Source organism: Pandoraea norimbergensis, from assembly GCF_001465545.3.
Taxonomy (GTDB): domain Bacteria; phylum Pseudomonadota; class Gammaproteobacteria; order Burkholderiales; family Burkholderiaceae; genus Pandoraea; species Pandoraea norimbergensis.
Genome location: NZ_CP013480.3, coordinates 2722894 through 2740673, shown reverse-complemented (window position 1 = coordinate 2740673; position 17780 = coordinate 2722894). Strand labels below are relative to the sequence as shown.

Here is a 17780-nt window from a genome sequence, read left to right as displayed (position 1 = left end):
GGGCCGTTGGCAGCGCAGGTTGCCCCGGCCCGGTGTCCACGTCACCCATGCAGGAGATTGGTCTTGGATCGCGCGCACTTTTCAACCGAGTCCTACGCTCATGACCAGCGGGGTCCCGCCTGGCAAGCCCGGTTGCTCGACGCGCGGCTGCATTTTCGCTCGCCTGCGCCTGAGCAACCGCTGCACGGCACCCTGCTCTCGCATCGCACGCCCGCAGGCATCGAGGTGTCCGTCATTGCTGCCACGCCGCAAGTCGTGTCTGCCCGCGCGGGCGGCGAGCGTGGCTACCTGCTCATCATGTTGCTCGACGGGCAGGCAGAACTCACGGGAAGCGTGATCGACGAGCCGCTGGCGACGGGCGACATTGCCTGCATTCCGGCGATGGAAAGCGTTGATTTTGTGGCGCGGACGCCTTTTCGCATCGTCACGCTGCATATTCGGCACGCGCTGATCGCGCCGCGACTGGCTAGCGCGCCGCTCGCCGGCACGTGCAAACTGCCGCCGTCGGTCGGCGGGCTCTTCGGCAGTCTGCTCCGGACCATCGCCGATCAACTCGACGCCATGGCCGAGCCCGATGCGCAGGCCCTCGAACCTGTCGAAGGCGTCTTGCTCGAGTTGCTGGCGTCGGCGCTGGTGGCGGCCAAACCTCATGCGACGTCGGGGCTTTCATCCTCGCGTTCAGCCATGTTCGCGCGCATTTGCCACCGTGTTCAGGCGCGGCTTGCGGAGCCTGACCTTTCGTTGTCGGCGATTGCCAACGACGAGCACATCTCGGACCGCTATCTGCGCAAGCTGTTCGAAGACTCGGGGCAGAGCTTTTCCACGTATCTGCGCAATAGCCGTCTGGAACGATGTCACGCGGATCTCGCGAATCCGGTCTACGACCAGTTATCGGTGTCCGATATCTGCTACCGATGGGGCTTCAACGACCCGTCGTATTTCAGTCAGGCGTTTCGCGAGCGATTCGGCGTGTCGCCGAAGGCCTATCGCGAGCAAAGCGTGAAGGCGCGCACCCTGCCCGCCCGTGCACGCATCTCCCGGGGGCATCCCGACTTTCCCTCCGCGACGTTACAACGGGCTGCCGGATTGGCGGCAGATGCGCTACGCACTGCGCACCGTTCCCCTGCCGAAGGCCATGACGGTAACGCAGCGCATACCGATTTGCCTCACGAGGCGGGACAGCATCACTATCTGCGCGCAACACGCGAGTCGGTGCACTGGGGCTATCTGAGCCACGATCTGCCACCGGTGCTGACGGTCGATTCCGGCGATACCGTCACGATCGAGACGCTGACCCAGCACGCCACCGACGACTGGGAACGCATGGTGCAAGGCGACCCGGGCGCCGAGAGCGTCTTTCACTGGACAGCGACACAGAAGAACGTCGACCGGCGTGGCGCTGGCCCAATGGATGCGTCTGTCTACGGGCGTGGCGCCGGAGAAGGCTTCGGCGTGCATATCTGCACGGGCCCGATCGCCGTCAGGGACGCCATGCCGGGCGATGTGCTGGAAGTGCGCATTCTCGAGTTGCAGCCGCGCCCCAGCGCCAATCCGGCCTATGCAGGCAAGGCCTTCGGCGCGCACGCGTCGGCGTGGTGGGGATTTCATTATCAGGACATGCTGACGGCCCCGCGTGAGCGCGAGGTGGTCACCGTCTTCGAGATCGACTGCGAACGTAACGATGGCGTCGCCCGCGCACTCTACAGCTTCCGATGGACACCACAGCGCGATCCGTTCGGTGTGGTGCACACGACCATCGACTACCCCGGCGTGCCCGTCGACCACACGAAGATCACGAAGAATCATCGCGCGCTGAAGGATGTGGAGATCCCGCTGCGGCCGCACTTCGGCGTACTCGCCGTTGCGCCCGCGCAAGACGGCCTGATCGACTCGATTCCGCCGTCGAGCTATGCCGGCAATCTGGACAACTGGCGTGTCACGCGCGGGGCCAGCGTGTTCCTGAAAGTGGCAGTGCCTGACGCGCTACTGTCGATCGGCGACCCGCACGCGTCGCAAGGCGATGCCGAGCTGGGTGGCACGGCCATCGAATGTTCGCTCACCGGCAAGATCCAGTTGATCTTGCACAAGAAGGCGGCGATCCCCGCCAATGCGCCGTTTGCGGACCTCACGTATCCGCTGGTGGAGACCGCAAAGGAGTGGATCGTCCACGGCTTCAGTTCGCCGAATCATCTCGCCGAGTTGGGGCAGAAGGCGCAGAGCCAGATCTACCTGAAGTCGACACTGGACAGCGCCCTGCGAGATGCCTTTTACAAGGCGCGCCGGTTTCTGATGCAGGTGAACGGGCTGACCGAAGACGAGGCGAACGCGATTCTCTCCGTCGGCGTCGACTTCGGGGTCACCCAAGTGGTGAACGGCAATTGGGGCGTACACGCCATCATCCGGAAGTGCCTGTTTCCGTCCTGATACTTCTGTCCTGAACGGCTATCGCCACACCGCTACCACGGCGGCCGTCAGCAGGGCGACAGCGAGTGCGACGCCCGCCACGCTGGCCACATGCGCCATCACAAACGCGTTTGCCGATACTGGGGACTCTCCGGTTGAATGGCCGTGCCGAGGCTCCCGCGGCGGGTCGATCTGATATTGAGGCATGACGTAGCTCCTTTGATGGAGCCATCGTAATTAGCGCTCGACCATTCGAACAGTGCATGGCAGGATATTTCAATGATGACAAATTCGAATGACTGATCATGAATGCGTTAGATATCGATGCCGTGCGGGCCTTTGTGCTCACGGTCGAACTCAAGAGCTTCACCCGGGCGGCCGAGGTGCTGAACTCCACCCAGTCGGCGGTCAGCGTCAAGATCAAGCGGCTGGAGGCGACGCTCGGGCATCGGCTGCTGGATCGCACGCCGCGTCAGGTGCGGCTGTCGGCTAGCGGACTCGCCTTTCTGGCGCCCGCCCGCGCGCTCGTCAGTGCCCATGAAACGGCGCTACAGGCATTCAGCGCCCAGACCCGGCGGTTGACCATCGGCATCAGCCACCATCTGGTCGGCGCCAATCTCCCCTTGTTGATACGACGCATGCACGACGCGGACCCCGGCGTGATCGTCGAGCTTCGCATTGCACCGTCACGCGAATTGCTCGAATGCTACGACGCGACGGAGATCGACGCGTGCATCGTGTTGCGCCACGACACGCGGCGTCTGGACGGCGAACGCATCATGGCGCAATCGTTCGGCTGGATGGCGGCGACCGACTTCGAACCGAGTGCCAACGGCGGCCTGCCCCTCGCGACGCAAGCCAAGCCGTGCAGCGTGCGCGCGATGGCCGTGAGCGCACTGGACGCGGCGGGTGTGCCGTGGCACGAGGTCTTCGTGGGCGGTGGTGTCGGCACCATCGGGGCAGCCGTGACTGCCGGGCTGGCCGTCGCCGCACTCGCGCACCGGGTAGCCCCGGCCGGCACTGTCGACGTGGGCCAGCGTCTTGGCCTTCCCCCATTACCCGTGCGGGACGTGGTGCTGCATACCGGGCTCACCGATGCGCAGGCCAGACGCACGCTTCAGACGCTGAGCGCGGCGTTGCGAACGGCCTGAGTGAAGCCGAAGCGGTGAAGGGAGATGCCCCGCTACTGACCTGCTTTTGACGTGCTTTTGACGTGCTAATGCTTCGTAGAGATATCGATCCGAGAATCGGTTATTGGATTGCAGCGCACTGTCATTTTTATACTGCAAATCAGTCTGGCACTCGGTGATCGAGAGTGCCAATCGCTACCGACTTCCTATCTCTCTCCACGATCAAACAGAAGCCAAAGGAAACGTCATGAGCCTTCGTCCCTTACAGGATCGCGTCATCGTCAAGCGTCTCGATCAAGAGACCAAGACCAGCTCGGGCATCGTGTTGCCCGATAGCGCCGCAGAGAAACCGGATCAAGGCGAAGTCCTCGCCGTGGGTCCCGGCCGCCGCGACAAGGATGGCCGTCATATCGAGCTGGACGTCAAGATTGGCGAGCGCGTGTTGTTCGGCAAATACGGCGGTCAGGTCGTCAAGGTCGACGGCAACGAACTGCTCGTATTGCGCGAAGAAGACATCATCGCTGTCGTCACCGCCCACTAATCCTCCATTCATTCTGATATTTAAAAGGCGCAACCCATGGCAGCCAAAGACATCGTATTGCGCGACGCCGCACGCGCGAAGCTCGTGGAAGGCGTGAACATTCTCGCCGACGCCGTGAAGGTCACGCTCGGTCCGAAGGGACGCAACGTCGTGCTCGAACGCAGTTTCGGCGCACCGGTCGTCACCAAGGACGGCGTATCCGTCGCGAAGGACATCGAGCTTGCCGACAAGCTTCAGAACATCGGCGCGCAGCTCGTCAAGGAAGTTGCGTCGAAGACCAGCGATCTCGCGGGCGACGGCACCACGACCGCCACGGTACTGGCACAAGCCATCGTTCGCGAGGGCCAGAAATACGTGGCCGCCGGGCTCAACCCGCTGGATCTGAAGCGCGGTATCGACCGTGCGGTCGGCGTGGCGGTCGACGCCTTGCGCGCCATCAGCAAGCCCACGACGACCAGCAAAGAAATCGCGCAGGTCGCCACGATTTCGGCCAACGGCGAAGAGTCGATCGGTCAGCGCATCGCCGAAGCGATTGATCGCGTGGGCAAGGAAGGTGTGATCACAGTCGAAGATGGCAAGACGCTCGCTGACGAACTGGACGTGGTCGAAGGGCTCCAGTTTGATCGCGGTTATCTGTCGCCCTACTTCGTCAACGACCCCGACAAGCAGATTGCTGCGCTGGAATCGCCGTTCGTGCTACTGCACGACAAGAAGATCAGCAACATTCGCGATCTGCTGCCGCTGCTGGAGCAAGTCGCCAAGGCCGGCCGTCCGCTGCTCATCATCGCGGAAGACGTGGAAGGCGAAGCACTCGCCACGCTGGTCGTGAACAACATTCGCGGCATTCTCAAGACGGTTGCCGTCAAGGCGCCGGGCTTCGGTGACCGCCGCCGGGCGTTGCTCGAAGACATCGCCATCCTCACAGGCGGTCAGGTGATCGCCGAGGAAACCGGCCTGTCACTGGAGAAGGCAACGCTTGCCGAGTTGGGACAAGCCAAACGTATCGAAGTCGGCAAAGAAAACACGACTGTCATCGACGGCGCCGGTGAGGCCGTCAACATTCAGGCGCGCGTCAAACAGATTCGCGTGCAGATTGAAGAAGCCTCGTCCGACTACGATCGCGAAAAGTTGCAGGAGCGCGTGGCCAAGCTGGCGGGTGGCGTGGCCGTCATCAAAGTGGGCGGTGCTACCGAAATCGAGGTCAAGGAGAAGAAAGATCGCGTTGACGACGCCCTGCACGCCACGCGGGCGGCGGTGGAAGAAGGCATTGTGCCGGGCGGTGGCGTGGCGTTGATTCGCGTGCGCGACAAGGTGCGGGAAGTGCGCGGCGATAACGCCGATCAGGACGCGGGCATCAAAATTGTGCTGCGTGCGCTGGAAGAGCCGTTGCGTCAGATCGTCGCTAACGCGGGCGATGAGCCGAGCGTCGTCGTCGCGAAGGTGGCACAAGGCAGCGGCAATTTCGGCTACAACGCCGCAATTGGCGAATACGGCGATCTGGTGGAACTGGGGGTGCTCGATCCGACCAAGGTCACGCGCACGGCGTTGCAGAACGCGGCTTCCGTCGCTGGCTTGCTGCTCACCACCGACGCGACTATCGTCGAAGCGCCGAAGGCAAGCGCACCGGCGCTACCCGGCGCAGGCGGCGCGGGCGGGGCTGATTTCGGTTTCTAACCCAAACTGAGCCCGCCTGAAAACGGTCAGCCGTAAAGACAACGGGCCCCATCCGTCAAGGCATGGGGCCCGTTACTGTCAGGGGATTGCCCCCGGATCTCAGAACCGATGTTGGACGCCGATCTGCACGCCTTGCGCATCGGCACCCGGGTAGGCGACGGCAACGCCGGGCGTGGTCGACCCAGCCAGCGCATAGGCCGACGTGCCCTTGTTGAGCAGCACTGCCCCGCTCGCATAAAGCCACGTGCGCTTCGACAGCCAATAGGCATACATCAGGCCCACGTGATCGGCGTTGCGCGCGGCGGGCGTGCGGTCATCGAGGTGGCTGTACACGAGCGCCAGTGTCGACGCCGGGTTGAAGCGGTACGCACCGGAAACCGTATAAACGTTCTTGTCCACCGAGCCATCGCTTTGCTGGGCGTGGTGAAAGCCCGCGTACAGCCGCACCGTGCCGAAGTCATACGAGCCGCCGCCAAAGAACGCTTTGAGCGTGCTCGCATTCGTGGCGCTGTCCACCGATTGATAGCCGACCCCCAGGTCTACCGGACCGCGTGTGTAAGACGCCGTGAGGTGATAGTTGTTGATGCCGCTGCGCGGTGTCGTCGTGCTGTCACGCAAACCGAGCATCGCCTGCGCCGAAAAGCCCGCAATATCGGGCGTGCCGTAGTAGATGGCATTGCTTGCACGCACCGACAACGTCGCGAAGCTGTTCAGGCCAGACGCGATCGTTGACGCGCCGGTGGCGTCGAACTTTCCTTCCAGCGGCACGTACAACGGCGAGTTCTGACGTCCGAAGCGGACCTCGCCCCATCGACCGGATGCGCCGACCCACGCTTGCCGGTTGAAGATCGACGTGGAATCGCTGGCGGTGCCGTTGTTCAGGTTGAAGCCATTCTCGAGCGTGAAGTTGATGCGGTTGCCGCCGCCGATATCCTCAGACCCCTTCAAACCGAAGCGAGACCCGGTTTGCGCACCGGAGAGCATGCGGTACGTGCTTTGGTTTCCCGAGTGCGACCAGTCGAGCGAGAGATCGAGCAGACCGTAGAGCGTCACGCTTGATTGGGCATGCGCGGCGGTTGGCAGCGCCAACCCGGTCGCGAGTGCGAGTGTAGCGATTGCCGCAGATACCGGGCGTTTGTTTTGAACGGGCGAGGCCGGCCCCGCCTGCGAGGATGCGAGCGTGTAGTTTTGCGTAGTCATGTTGAGTGAGCCGATCAGTGCCGGCTTGTGCTATTGCGAGGACGTCGACGTTAGTTCGACGAAATCAGTCCGACGGAATCATTCCGAGGAAGTCAGTTCAACTCAGTCAGCCACCGTCGAGACATGGGCGCGTACGTCGGGCAAGGCAGGGATGATCCGGTTGTCCACGTACCAGTGGGCGACCTTCTCGATGCGTGTGGCGTCCTCAGGGAGCACGGCCCGCAGTGGCGACACGTTGTTCTCGCCGAGTCTGTCGGCGAGCGACGCCGGGAGATTCAGTTCCGTCGCCCAGATGCGTCCGGCCTCACGCGGATGCGCTGCGGTCCACACGTTCTCTGCGCGCAGCACGCGCAATACCGTCTTCACCACGTCTGGGTGCGCCTTGAGGTAGTCCTGCCGGACGAAGTAGCCCACGGCGTTGTCCGAACCGATGGCCGCACCGTCCGCCAGCACGCGGGCGTTGTAGTTGTTCTGCGCGATGGAGAGGAACGGGTCCCAGGTGGCCCATGCGTCCACGCCACCACCGACGAAGGCGCTGCCGGTATCGCTTGGCGACAGATAACGGCGCTTAACCGTCTCCGGCGCAATGCCGTGCTTGACCAGCGCGCGCACGAGCAGGTATTCGCCGGTGCCGCCCTTGTTGACCGCGACCTGTTTGCCCGCCAGATCGGCCAGCGAACGAATGGCCGAATCCCGCGGCACCACGATGGCTTCGTTGCGCGCCGTCATGGGTTGATAGCCGAAGATTGCCATCGGCACGCCGGCAGCAATCGATGTCACGAACGAGGTGGAGCTGCCGCTCGTCAGATCGACGGCATTGGCGTTGAGCGCTTCAAACGCCGGTGCCGCCGCAGGGAATGGCCCGGCCCAGACGACTTTGACGCCCTGCCCGGCCAATGCCTTATCGAGCGAGCCCTTGGCTTTCGCCAGCGTCAGATCGGAGGTGCCTTTGAGATAAGCGATGCGTAACGTGATGCTGTCGGCACGGGTTTGCGCACTGACCGGGAGCGCCGCGACGGCAAGCGCCGATGCGATGAGGGTGGCCGCGAAGGCAAGACGCCCTCCCGTGCGCCGGAAAGTCCGGCGCACGTCGAAAGTGAAATTCATAGTGGATTCCGATGGAAATGAACGCGGCAATGCTCAGGCCTGTGGCGGCACGGAGGCGGTGGAGAGCGTGGAGGGATCGCGATCGAACAACGTCGACCACGTGAATGTCTTCTCGGCGACTTCACGACGTCGCACGGGAAGATGCGGCAGCACTTGTTCGGCGAAGCGGTACGACTCTTCGAGCAGCGGCATGCCAGACAGGATGAATGTCTCAATGCCCCGGGAGGCGTAATCGTTGAGCGTCTTGATAACGGTCGCGGGCGAACCGACGATGGCTGTGCCCGGGCCCGGGCGCACCAGACCGAGGCCCGACCAGAGATTGGGCGCGATTTCGAGATCGCGGGCGCGCGCAGGACGTTTGCCCTGATGCAGCGCACTCATGCGCCGTTGCCCGACGGAGTCGCTGCCGCCGACAAATCGCTGATTCGCGGCAATGGCATCGTCATCCATCAAACTGAGCAAGCGATCTGCCTCAGCCCATGCGGCCTCATCGGTGTCTCGCAAGATCACGTACAACCGAACACCGTGCGACAAGCGGCGGCCGTAATGCGCCGCACGTGCGTTGACGTGTTTCACGCGCTGTTCGATCTCGTCCGGTGTTTCTCCCCATGACAAATAGGTATCAACATGCTTGGCCGCGACTTCGATGGCCGGTTCGGACGAACCGCCGAACCACAGCGGCGGGATCGGGATCGACTTACCGGCGGGCAACGCCAGCTTTGCGCCCTCGACGCTGAAGTATTTGCCTTCGTACGTCACCGTTTCGCCCGCGAACAAACGCTTGAAAATCGTCAGGTACTCGTCGGCCATCAGATAGCGCTCGTCATGCGGAATCTTCATACCGTAGGCGCCCAGCATTTTGGCGTCACCCGAGACGACGTTGAGCAGCAACCGCCCTTTTGAGAATTCCTGAAACGTCGCCGCCATTTTGGCGAGCAACGTCGGTTGGATGAGCCCGGGATGAATCGCCAGCAGAAAGTTCATGTCCTCTGTGTAGGGAAGCAGTGAACTGCCGAGCACCCAGACGTCGTGAGCCCCGGTGGCAAATAGCGCGCCGGTAAAGCCGAGGTGGTCGTAGCCGCGCGCCAGTTGCTGGAGGTAACGGTAGTTGATCGTACGTGCGCCGTCGGTCGTCCACGGCGCGTGTCCGTCGGGGGCTGTGAGATACCAGTAGACATTCATTGCAAGACTCGTGAAGCAAGGTGTTGGGAGAATCAGCGCGCGTGGGTAGCGCTTGAAAAATTCAGCGGTGCCGCAGAGGCGGACTGCCGGATATCGATGGTGTGCGACAAGTCGCCATGTCGATGCAGCAGATCGGCTTCGCCTTGCTGTTCGGCGTAGAACGCTGCATCGCAGGGCAGCAATTGCCAATCGCGCGCGGCAAGTGCGGCGTGCCATGACGTTGCGCCAGCCCCTGAAATACCCGCCGCTGCCAGGCGCTCGGCATAGGGAGCGGGATCGTCAGCGACGTCGCGGCCCAATGCCGTCAGGGCGGAAAACACCGCATCGAGCGCCGCCGTGTGCTGACGAAATGCCTCACGGCGTGCCCAGAACACGGAGCGGTTGGGCACGTAGGGGCCGATATCCGTCAGCACACGCCACCGCGACGCCTCGCTGCGCACGCGCTCAAGCCAAGGCGCCATGGCGATCCACGCGTCGACCTGACCATCGCTCAGTGCACGGTAGGCATCGGCAGGTGCCAGCTCCACACGTTCGACGTCACGCAACGACAGGCCTTCTCGCTCAAGGACGGCGGCAAGAAACGATGTGTGAAAGGACCCGTCGAGCAGTGCGACGCGACGGCCAGCGAGGCCGGGTACATCACCGGGGCCGTCTTCCGCCCGTACGACGAGGGCCCCGTTGGCGCCTCTCGGCGCAGACGCTGCGACATAGACGAGCGGCACACCGTCGTGCTGGGCCAGCACGGGGGGCGTCGATCCGGTACCGCCGACGTCGATAACGTCGTCCGCAATCAACCGGCCCGTGTCGCGCCCTTCCCCGTAGGCCACGAACTGCACGGCAGGCAATCCGTCCGGCGTGAGGAGCGTTTCGGGCCAGCGCAGCGGCCACGTCAGCGCGGCCAGTTGCAGGTGCAGATTGTTGGGATGGACGCCGATACGCAATGCGGCCATTGGTGCTCTCCTTCATCAACCGAGTGTGTTGAAACATCCGCATTGCGCTATCATCATGCAACGCGAAATTCGCTATGGGGTGATTCTATTGCCTGATAGCGAACGTTCTTAATGATATTTTTCACTATGGTTATCGTCGCGGCGGGATACCAGCGCTGCACTGCGACGGGAGAGGCACATGACAAAAGCGGAGAAAGTGCAGAAGGCGGAGATCGACGAGACGGCAGTCGTGGCCTCGGTGCATGAGACCGATGACGATTTCATCGGACGCCTGCGTTTGCTGGTGGCACGTGCCGGGAATGCGAGCGCACTGGTGCGGCAGGCGGGTATTTCAGCGAGTGGATTTCAGAAGTACCTGAACGGTGCCGAGCCTTCGAGGCGCGTGCTCATTGCCCTGTCACAAGCGGGGGGCGTGACACTGGAATGGCTGTTGACGGGGCGCGGCCCGATGGAGACGGTGGTTCGAGATGTTTGGCCTGACAACCATCTGACGCTGTTGCCGCTCTATCGTGGCGGCGAGCCGGATTGCCCGGTGCCGGCGTCCTCACCGGAAAAGCTGGTTCAACTGGCGTTCTGTCAGGAGTGGCTGGCAAGACACGGTTACGATCCGGTACATCTGGCCACCATGCGCGTCGAAGGCAATGCCATGTCGCCGACCTTTCGAGCGGGCGACACGCTGGTCGTAGACCGTCAGGTGGCGAACGTCGCCGATGGCGAAGTCTATGTGCTGCGCGACGGCAGCGACCTGCTCATCAAACGGCTTCAGCGGCAGTTGGGCGGTGTCGTGTCGCTCACGTCGGACAACGCGCAATACGCACCGATACAGGCACCGCTCGAGAGTCTCGACATCGTAGGGCGAGTGATCTGGCGCGGGGCATTGCTGTGAGGTGAATGGCGCTAACCGGTTTCGCAGACTGATCTCGATAAGACCCAAAATTTTGGTTCTTACGCTCGATTTCTGCCGTTAATTACCAAATTCTTGTGCTTTGGCATCGCTATAGCCCCCGCTCAAACAACGTCGGCAGTGACGACGCCAGCAACGTCACCCCCGACGCCGTCAGCAGACCCAGCACCACCTGACGAAAGCGGGCTTCGCTGATGCCGATGTAGAGTTTCGCGCCGAGCAGCGTGGGGATGGGCATGGCAAGCGCAACGATACCGAAGAACGGCAGCATGTCGCGCGTCACGATACCGGTGGCCAGATAAGTGCCCATCGTCACCAGCAGCATCGACAGGTTGAAGTTCTGAATCACGGCGCGCTGTACGTCTTTGTCGACACCTCGCAGAGTGCACCACAGCGTCGGCAGCGTGCCAGCAAACCCACCAACGCCGCCAAGTACCCCGCCCGCCATCCCCACCAGCGCATCCGCCGCGCGCCCGCCCGACGAGATCCGCGGCAAGTTTCTGGCAAACAACATCGTCGGACACCAGATCACCAGCAGCGTCCCGAGGATGGCCTTGAACCAATCCATATCGAGTCGCGGGAGCAACGCTACGCCCAGTGGAATCCCGAGCAAGCCACCCAGCACGAACGGCAGCAGCCGCTTGAAATCCACGCCGCGCCGCATGGTGACGGCGGCGAGAATCTGTCCTGAGAGCGCGCCAAAGACGGCCAGCGTGGCGGCGAGCCGTGGATCGAGCACCCAAGCCCAGAAGGACATCGCGGCGAGCCCGAAGGCAAAGCCCGACAAACCCTGAATGAAACCCGCCACGATGGTGCCCAGAATCACCACCAGATACACCGAATCCATCGTCGTCCCCGTCTGCGCTCTTCGTGATTGCATTCTGGGCGTGACGGCGTGCCGTGCCGATCGCACTTCGCTATGTGCCGATACGGATTTGCTTATAGCATCCGACAGGCATGCTTAATTGCCCGGCGGGCGGATTCTGAAGATGAAGTCGACTTCGGCGACAGCGCCTTTGGGCAATTGAAGCACGCCGACCGAGGTGCGCGTGTGCACACCCGACTCTCCAAGGACTTCAAAAAGGACATCCGAAGCCCCATCGGCCACTTCACTTTGCAGCGTGAAGTCTGGCGCGCTTCGCACGAAGACGCTGATGCGGGGTACCGAGACGACCGCGTCGAGGCTGCCGCACGCACGGTGGATCAATGAAAGCGCCCGCAGCGCAGAAACCCCGGCCGCCTGCCGCGCCTCTTCCAGCGAAATTGTGTCGCCCGCGCAGCCAACGAAATGCACCGTTTCGCCGATTCTCGGGATCTGTCCGGCGACATACGCCATATCGCCATCGATAAGCACCGGCGTGTATTTCCCGCCGACCTTGATCTCGTCGTCGACCGGAAATCCGAATCGATCGGCAACCCGCCGCCACTGATTATCTCGGTTCATGCCTTTCCTCGCCTCGTGTGTTGATCGGTAAGCGCTGATATTAATGGATCAACTCACGACGCGGCTTGTGCCCGTTGATAAGCCACCAGCGCATTGGCATGTCCGTGGCCTAATCCGTGCTCCGACTTGAGCCGGGCAACCTGTTCCATATGCTTTACACCTTTCATCTCGTCCAGAATCGCCAACCAATGGCTGATCGGTTTGCCGTACGTCTTCTCGATGGAAGGAAAGTAGGATGCGGGGCCTTTTACTTTTTCGGTCGTCATGTTGATTGTCTCCTGATCGTCTTGCAGACAGGCAAGCTTAACGATCCTGGCAACAATTTGCATGCCTGATCAAATTCCCCCCGGCGCTCAGAACAGAAACCGCGCGCCGACGTTGAGCAGCCAGCCGCGCACGCCCGCATTGCCAATATCTTTGGACCATGACGCACGCCCATACAGCGACATCGTCTCGGACATGGTGGCGTTAGCACCGATCGAAAAACGCAACGCATCACCCAGCTTGCCGCTGGTGAAATCGACGCCACCGACAGTCACATGCGTCCCGTCGGAAAACGCGTGCAGATAGTCGACGCCGACATAGGGCGTCACCCGCCCTTTGCCCACCTCGAAGGCGCGCGTCAACCGCATACCGATGCGCCCCAGCAATTGATTCTGGCTTCCGATGTTGACGGCGAGATCGTCGGCATCGACCTGATTGTTGAACCCGACGTGCTGGCCAACCAGTTGCACCTGCGGCTCAAGCTGCAACCCGGCACCGATACCCACCGGATAGCCGGCTTCGACGGACAACGCGACATCGCGTCCCTTCAGGTTTGACGCGGTGGCATAGGCTTTCGTACTCACCCGCCCGTCGAACCAGCCAAACGACAGCACGTTGTCGACATACCACCCCTGCGTGCTTTGGTAGGTCGCGTAGCCCGACACCCGATAGGTGTTGCCTGACCCGCTGCTGTATCCATCGACCGCATCAGGTTCGAAATGCAGCCAGCCAATGGCGCCCGCCAGCCCGAAGCGCCAGAGCCCGTCCTCGTTGCGGCGTTTGAACAGGTTTCCGCCGAATTGCACCGCACTGTAATCCCCGTCGGCGTTGTAGCCGTACTGCTGAAACGTGCGGTTGCTGCGGTAGTTGAAGTGCCCGCCATAGACACGGACGAAGGCTTCCCCATCGCCGCTGTCACGCCCGAGATCGCGGTCGTCGCGAATCTCCCCTAGCCGGCGGTGCAGCGTATCGATATCCACCAGTCCCGCATACAGCAGCGCCACGGGCGCGCTCAAGTAGGCCGCCACCTGCGGCACGACCTCGGGGCGGGCGTTGGGCGGAATTGGCTCCGGCACACCCGGATCAATCGGATCAACCTCACCGCCCGGATCGACAAAGGCGCCCTGAAGCCGGTAATCCCAGAACGACCCCGTCGCGCCAACCAGCGACTGTCCCGGGCTGGCCGCACCATATTCCGAGCCCGGACCATAAGCGTACAGGTGGTACTGGAACGGCAGATTCTCCGCCGTCACATAGCCGTTCTTCAGCACAAACGCGTTCGGCGTGGAGATTCCCGCGACCTGAATGAGCGAGATGCCATCGGTCGCAGAGAACAGATGCGCGGTCGGCGCGCCGAGCAAGCCTCGGGTCAGATGGGCCTGATAGGTCGCGACAGGACCGGGGCTGGCATCGACCGGGCGAACATCGACCAACGTCGTGCCAGTTGCATTGCCGCCGATCAACAGACGGTCGGTGAACTGATTGGATAGCGCGCCCCCTGCATTGAGGTAAGTGTTGAGCGCCAGCGTGCCGTTGTTACCGGTGTAGTTGCCCGAGGTGCTGACGCTTGTGTACGACGACGCCGATGTCGGGGCGCTCGCCTGCGCCGCTGTCGGCAACACGTTGATCGTGCTCGCCGTGTTCTCGAGCGTGGTCATGTTGGAGTTGCCGGTCACGTTCCAGACCGTGCCGTTTCGCAGTGCCACTTGGGCCGTACTCACCGTGTCGACGAGGATCGTTCCGGTGAGCGTCGATGCGTCGGATGACAACGCCACGTTGCCGGCAGACGTGCCGTCTGCGTTCACGTTGAGTGCCGCAGCGCCGGGGCCTGCGATCAGCGATGCGCCTGATGTCAGCGAAATCGTGCCCGTCGGTCCGGTGACGTGAATGGCATCCGACTGGTCGCTGCGAACCACCGAACCGGCCAACGACACGATTTCGTCAGATCCCGGCACGCCGGTGAGATACATGCCATAGGCACCCGCACCTTGTGCATGGAACGTGGTGCCCGACGCGCTCAGACGGGCCGTATCGCCCGCAAAGAGATTGACGAGCATCGCCGCATGCGCGTTAGCCCCGGAGGTTGTGACCGTCGACGGTGTGCCTCCCGCATCGGACGTGATGGTGACTTCGGGGCTGCCGGTCGACACGCTGCCGAAGTCGGAGTCGACCAGTCGAATCCCGTACGCGCCATTGCCGCTCGTGGCGATCGTCGTGTTATGCAGCACGGTGCCGCCATTGCCCTCGGCATCCACGCCGTGCGCAGAAGCACCGCTGGTGGTGATCGTACCGTTGCGATACGACAAGGCTGCTGTGCCTTCATAGGCCCCGTGACTCGCCCGGTTCAATAATCCGTAGCCACTAATACCGGTCGTCGTAATGGATGAATTGGTCAGCGATATGGCGCCGCCGCCAACCGCACCGGCGCCCTGTGCAAAGGGTCCGGACGCGTTGATCGTGACCGCATTGCCGTTGATCGTTCCGCCAGTGGTCGCCCAAAGCCCGGCACCGCTCTGTCCGCCACCCGTGGTGATGGTTGTACCCGAACCAAGATCCGCGCTCGCTTGTCCGCCCGTGGTTCCACTGACGACAACGCCATAGGAGAAGTTACCGACGCCGGCAATGGCGACACCGTATCCACTGGACGAGTTGATGACGAAGCTCGCCACCGAGCCCGCTCCCGACGCACTGACCTGAATTGCCGTATTCGTCGGGCTAGTGACCGACATTGCACTGGCCGGCGCGAAGGTCAGAGAGGCCTGATTGCCACCAGACGCGGAAATGCGCACGGCAGTGGATACGTTCATGCTGCCGTCGGTGTACGTCAGGGTCTTGCCGTTACCGACGCTTAGCGCAGTCGCAGGCAATGTCTGCGCTTTGGCGCTCCCTGCGGCGAGACTCACACACAAGAGACTTGCTAGCGTGATGACGGACGGTTTGGACGGCCACCCCGTGGACAGGCTGCACACGCGTACGAGCATGACGGTGTCTCCCTGATACCTGGAATCTCGCAAAACAAAACCACGCATGACCATACACGTGGCGAGACAAAAACCAAGATGAAAGACGCGCCCGACATGGCTTATTAATTAATACCTCTAACTAATAGAAAGCCATTGGCGCCTTGAGGGCATTGCCGATTCTAGGTTGCCGTTGTTTTGAATGGCAAGTGTTTCTGCCATTCGCAGGCGAAGAGATAATTTAAATTACCGAAAATATCTTTTAATTCTATTTTTCGGATATCGGCAATCAACGTGCCATGTGATCGAGATAGTACTGAGCCGCTCGCGTGACGTGGCGCTCGGCAAGCAACGCCGCAAATGCTGCGTCTCCGGACTGCACTGCCCGAAGGATTGCGGCGTGCTCTTCCCATGTGATGCGCACTTCTTCGTCGTTGGCATTCACAAAGAGCATGCGCGAGCGGTCGCGCATCGAGCGCATCAGGTCGGCGAGCATCGAGTTGGCGCCCGCGGTGTACAGCAGATCGTGAAAGCGGGCATTGAGCTCCAGCAGACTGGCCGTCTCTCCTGCGGCAACTTTGGCGTTGCCTTCCTGCAAGACTTTTTCGATCTTCTTGACCAATTCCGGCGTGCAACGCTCCGCGGCCAGACGAGCATTGAGCCCTTCGAGGGTGGCGCGAATCTGCACAAGCTCGCGCGCTGAGGCAGGATCGAACGAGGCGACCACCGCCCCGTGGCGTGGTCGCACCTCGACAAGTCCTTCTACGGCCAACGCACGCAGCGCCTCTCTCACGGGGACACGCGAGACATCCAGCTCCTCGGCAATCCGGCCTTCGACCAGCCGGTCACCCGGTTTGTACTCCCCCGAGGTAATCGATGCGCGCAAACGACTGATCACCAGATCCGACAACTGCTGATGCATGATCGGCTCGCGTCCGTTTGCCCCTGTGGCTCCCCGCACCATAATTCCAATCTCCACAAACCTGTCGTTACGACGATATTGCGCAGCATTCTAGCAGCGCACGGCATTTTGTAGACTGTACACGATACGGGGTCGGCCTGTGGACTCAGGTGCGGCGTGGTACCGATGCCATGAACGCCAGCATCTCGCGTCCCAGCCAGTCCTCGCCGGAATTGAAGTGGGCCACGATCGACGTGTGGTTATGTCCGCGCAGTTGCACGAACCGTGGTGCGACGCCGCGCGCTCGCAAAAGCCGTTGGAAGAATGCCGCGCCGTAGTCGTCGAGAAACCGGTTTTCATACTCGGCAACGGCGATCATCGTTGGCACCGGGTGGCGTGCGGCATGCGTGAGCGGCGACCGCTCGACGTATCGGGTCTCGTCTGCACCGAAATACGCACGCACCGGGCTCGCATTGGGGTTGCGTGGATCGACGTCGGCGAACAAGCGCGCACTGATCAGCACAAGCCCCGCCACGTCTGGCGCCCGCTCGCTGCACGCCGACGTCAGCGCAGGATCAAACAGACACCCTGCCGCGTGAGTACCGCCCGCTGAATGGCCGATGAGGAAAATACGCGCGGGATCGATGCGCCAGGCCGCCGCGTGTTCACGTACCCACGCGAGCGCTTGTGCCGTATCTTCTGCGCCGCCCGGCCAAGGCGCGTCGTCGGCCAGCCGATATTCCACGTTAATGGCGACAAACCCTTGGCGGGCAAACCAGTGACAGACGTTGTCGTAGATTTCACCATTCACGCTCTTGTTACCGCGCACAAACGCGCCGCCGTGCACGAACAGCACGGCCTCACGCAAGCCCTCGGCGTCGCTCGCCCGCTCCCCGTCGACCGGCGCAAAGACATCGAGCACTTGCCGGGGATGCGTGCCGTAAGCGAGATCCCGTTCCACATGAGGACTCTTCGGCGCTAAGGCAAGTAACGGCGAATAGCAGTCGATGACGGCCTTGCGGTGCGCAATGATGTCGTCGTTCCAACGTGGCCCCAAGTCCAGCATCTGGCGTTGTTGCTCACGCGGCAATGCTCCGAAGGGTTCGGTCACACGGATCAT

The 17780-nt window shown here is 62.2% G+C and carries 15 protein-coding genes; 5 read left to right on the top strand and 10 right to left on the bottom strand.

Features of this window, described 5'->3' with window-relative positions:
- The first annotated feature begins 63 nt into the window (after window positions 1-63).
- From AT302_RS12045 to groL, 4 genes are all read left to right on the top strand, one after another.
- Window positions 64-2424: an acetamidase/formamidase family protein gene (locus tag AT302_RS12045; protein ID WP_058378653.1), complete on the top strand. Its 2361-nt coding sequence runs from the start codon at window positions 64-66 to the stop codon at window positions 2422-2424.
- A 284-nt stretch (window positions 2425-2708) separates the two neighbouring features.
- A complete protein-coding gene (locus AT302_RS12040; RefSeq protein ID WP_058378652.1) occupies window positions 2709-3554 on the top strand; it encodes a LysR family transcriptional regulator in 846 nt (281 codons plus the stop codon).
- Between the two features lie 226 nt (window positions 3555-3780).
- A complete protein-coding gene (locus AT302_RS12035; RefSeq protein WP_058378651.1) occupies window positions 3781-4074 on the top strand; it encodes a co-chaperone GroES in 294 nt (97 codons plus the stop codon).
- Between the two features lie 36 nt (window positions 4075-4110).
- Complete coding sequence (groL, locus tag AT302_RS12030) at window positions 4111-5748, top strand: chaperonin GroEL (RefSeq protein WP_058378650.1); 1638 nt, start codon at window positions 4111-4113, stop codon at window positions 5746-5748.
- Between the two features lie 99 nt (window positions 5749-5847).
- On the opposite strand, the gene AT302_RS12025 is transcribed toward groL, so the two are convergent.
- The 4 genes from AT302_RS12025 to AT302_RS12010 form a co-directional block, all read right to left on the bottom strand.
- Window positions 5848-6948 carry a porin gene (locus AT302_RS12025; protein WP_058378649.1) on the bottom strand — a complete coding sequence of 367 codons (1101 nt, stop codon included), beginning with the start codon at window positions 6946-6948 and terminating at the stop codon, window positions 5848-5850.
- A gap of 102 nt (window positions 6949-7050) precedes the next feature.
- Window positions 7051-8055, bottom strand: coding sequence for an aliphatic sulfonate ABC transporter substrate-binding protein (locus tag AT302_RS12020; protein WP_084656180.1), 1005 nt, complete (start codon window positions 8053-8055; stop codon window positions 7051-7053).
- A gap of 33 nt (window positions 8056-8088) precedes the next feature.
- Complete coding sequence (locus AT302_RS12015; protein WP_058378648.1) at window positions 8089-9237, bottom strand: LLM class flavin-dependent oxidoreductase; 1149 nt, start codon at window positions 9235-9237, stop codon at window positions 8089-8091.
- 32 nt (window positions 9238-9269) lie between these two features.
- Entirely contained in the window at window positions 9270-10187 is a 918-nt protein-coding gene (locus tag AT302_RS12010; protein WP_058378647.1) for an ABC transporter substrate-binding protein, read from the bottom strand.
- A 178-nt stretch (window positions 10188-10365) separates the two neighbouring features.
- On the opposite strand from AT302_RS12010, the gene AT302_RS12005 reads away from it, so the two are divergent.
- Entirely contained in the window at window positions 10366-11073 is a 708-nt protein-coding gene (locus AT302_RS12005; RefSeq protein ID WP_058378646.1) for an XRE family transcriptional regulator, read from the top strand.
- 109 nt (window positions 11074-11182) lie between these two features.
- On the opposite strand, the gene AT302_RS12000 is transcribed toward AT302_RS12005, so the two are convergent.
- The 6 genes from AT302_RS12000 to AT302_RS11975 all read right to left on the bottom strand — a co-directional run bounded on the left by AT302_RS12000 (window position 11183) and on the right by AT302_RS11975 (window position 17780).
- Window positions 11183-11938, bottom strand: coding sequence for a sulfite exporter TauE/SafE family protein (locus AT302_RS12000; protein ID WP_058378645.1), 756 nt, complete (start codon window positions 11936-11938; stop codon window positions 11183-11185).
- A gap of 114 nt (window positions 11939-12052) precedes the next feature.
- Complete coding sequence (locus AT302_RS11995; RefSeq protein WP_058378644.1) at window positions 12053-12535, bottom strand: RidA family protein; 483 nt, start codon at window positions 12533-12535, stop codon at window positions 12053-12055.
- Window positions 12536-12588: 53 nt separating this feature from the next.
- Window positions 12589-12801: a DUF4287 domain-containing protein gene (locus AT302_RS11990; RefSeq protein ID WP_058380283.1), complete on the bottom strand. Its 213-nt coding sequence runs from the start codon at window positions 12799-12801 to the stop codon at window positions 12589-12591.
- 87 nt (window positions 12802-12888) lie between these two features.
- On the bottom strand, window positions 12889-15780 hold the full coding sequence (locus tag AT302_RS11985) for an autotransporter family protein (RefSeq protein ID WP_058378643.1): 2892 nt from the start codon (window positions 15778-15780) through the stop codon (window positions 12889-12891).
- Between the two features lie 268 nt (window positions 15781-16048).
- A complete protein-coding gene (locus tag AT302_RS11980; protein WP_058378642.1) occupies window positions 16049-16723 on the bottom strand; it encodes a GntR family transcriptional regulator in 675 nt (224 codons plus the stop codon).
- A 103-nt stretch (window positions 16724-16826) separates the two neighbouring features.
- Window positions 16827-17780 (bottom strand): alpha/beta hydrolase, encoded by a 954-nt coding sequence (locus AT302_RS11975; RefSeq protein ID WP_058380282.1) that lies wholly within the window; start codon window positions 17778-17780, stop codon window positions 16827-16829.

Bases quoted from the DNA above. Each gene is read 5' to 3' on its own strand.
- AT302_RS12020 (WP_084656180.1), bottom strand. From the start codon at position 8,055: ATGAATTTCACTTTCGACGTGCGCCGGACTTTCCGGCGCACGGGAGGG.
- AT302_RS11985 (WP_058378643.1), bottom strand. From the start codon at position 15,780: ATGCTCGTACGCGTGTGCAGCCTGTCCACGGGGTGGCCGTCCAAACCG.
- AT302_RS12015 (WP_058378648.1), bottom strand. From the start codon at position 9,237: ATGAATGTCTACTGGTATCTCACAGCCCCCGACGGACACGCGCCGTGG.
- AT302_RS11995 (WP_058378644.1), bottom strand. From the start codon at position 12,535: ATGAACCGAGATAATCAGTGGCGGCGGGTTGCCGATCGATTCGGATTT.
- AT302_RS12035 (WP_058378651.1), top strand. From the start codon at position 3,781: ATGAGCCTTCGTCCCTTACAGGATCGCGTCATCGTCAAGCGTCTCGAT.
- AT302_RS12005 (WP_058378646.1), top strand. From the start codon at position 10,366: ATGACAAAAGCGGAGAAAGTGCAGAAGGCGGAGATCGACGAGACGGCA.
- AT302_RS12000 (WP_058378645.1), bottom strand. From the start codon at position 11,938: ATGGATTCGGTGTATCTGGTGGTGATTCTGGGCACCATCGTGGCGGGT.
- AT302_RS12040 (WP_058378652.1), top strand. From the start codon at position 2,709: ATGAATGCGTTAGATATCGATGCCGTGCGGGCCTTTGTGCTCACGGTC.
- AT302_RS12025 (WP_058378649.1), bottom strand. From the start codon at position 6,948: ATGACTACGCAAAACTACACGCTCGCATCCTCGCAGGCGGGGCCGGCC.
- groL (WP_058378650.1), top strand. From the start codon at position 4,111: ATGGCAGCCAAAGACATCGTATTGCGCGACGCCGCACGCGCGAAGCTC.
- AT302_RS11975 (WP_058380282.1), bottom strand. From the start codon at position 17,780: ATGATCCGTGTGACCGAACCCTTCGGAGCATTGCCGCGTGAGCAACAA.
- AT302_RS12010 (WP_058378647.1), bottom strand. From the start codon at position 10,187: ATGGCCGCATTGCGTATCGGCGTCCATCCCAACAATCTGCACCTGCAA.
- AT302_RS11980 (WP_058378642.1), bottom strand. From the start codon at position 16,723: ATGGTGCGGGGAGCCACAGGGGCAAACGGACGCGAGCCGATCATGCAT.
- AT302_RS11990 (WP_058380283.1), bottom strand. From the start codon at position 12,801: ATGACGACCGAAAAAGTAAAAGGCCCCGCATCCTACTTTCCTTCCATC.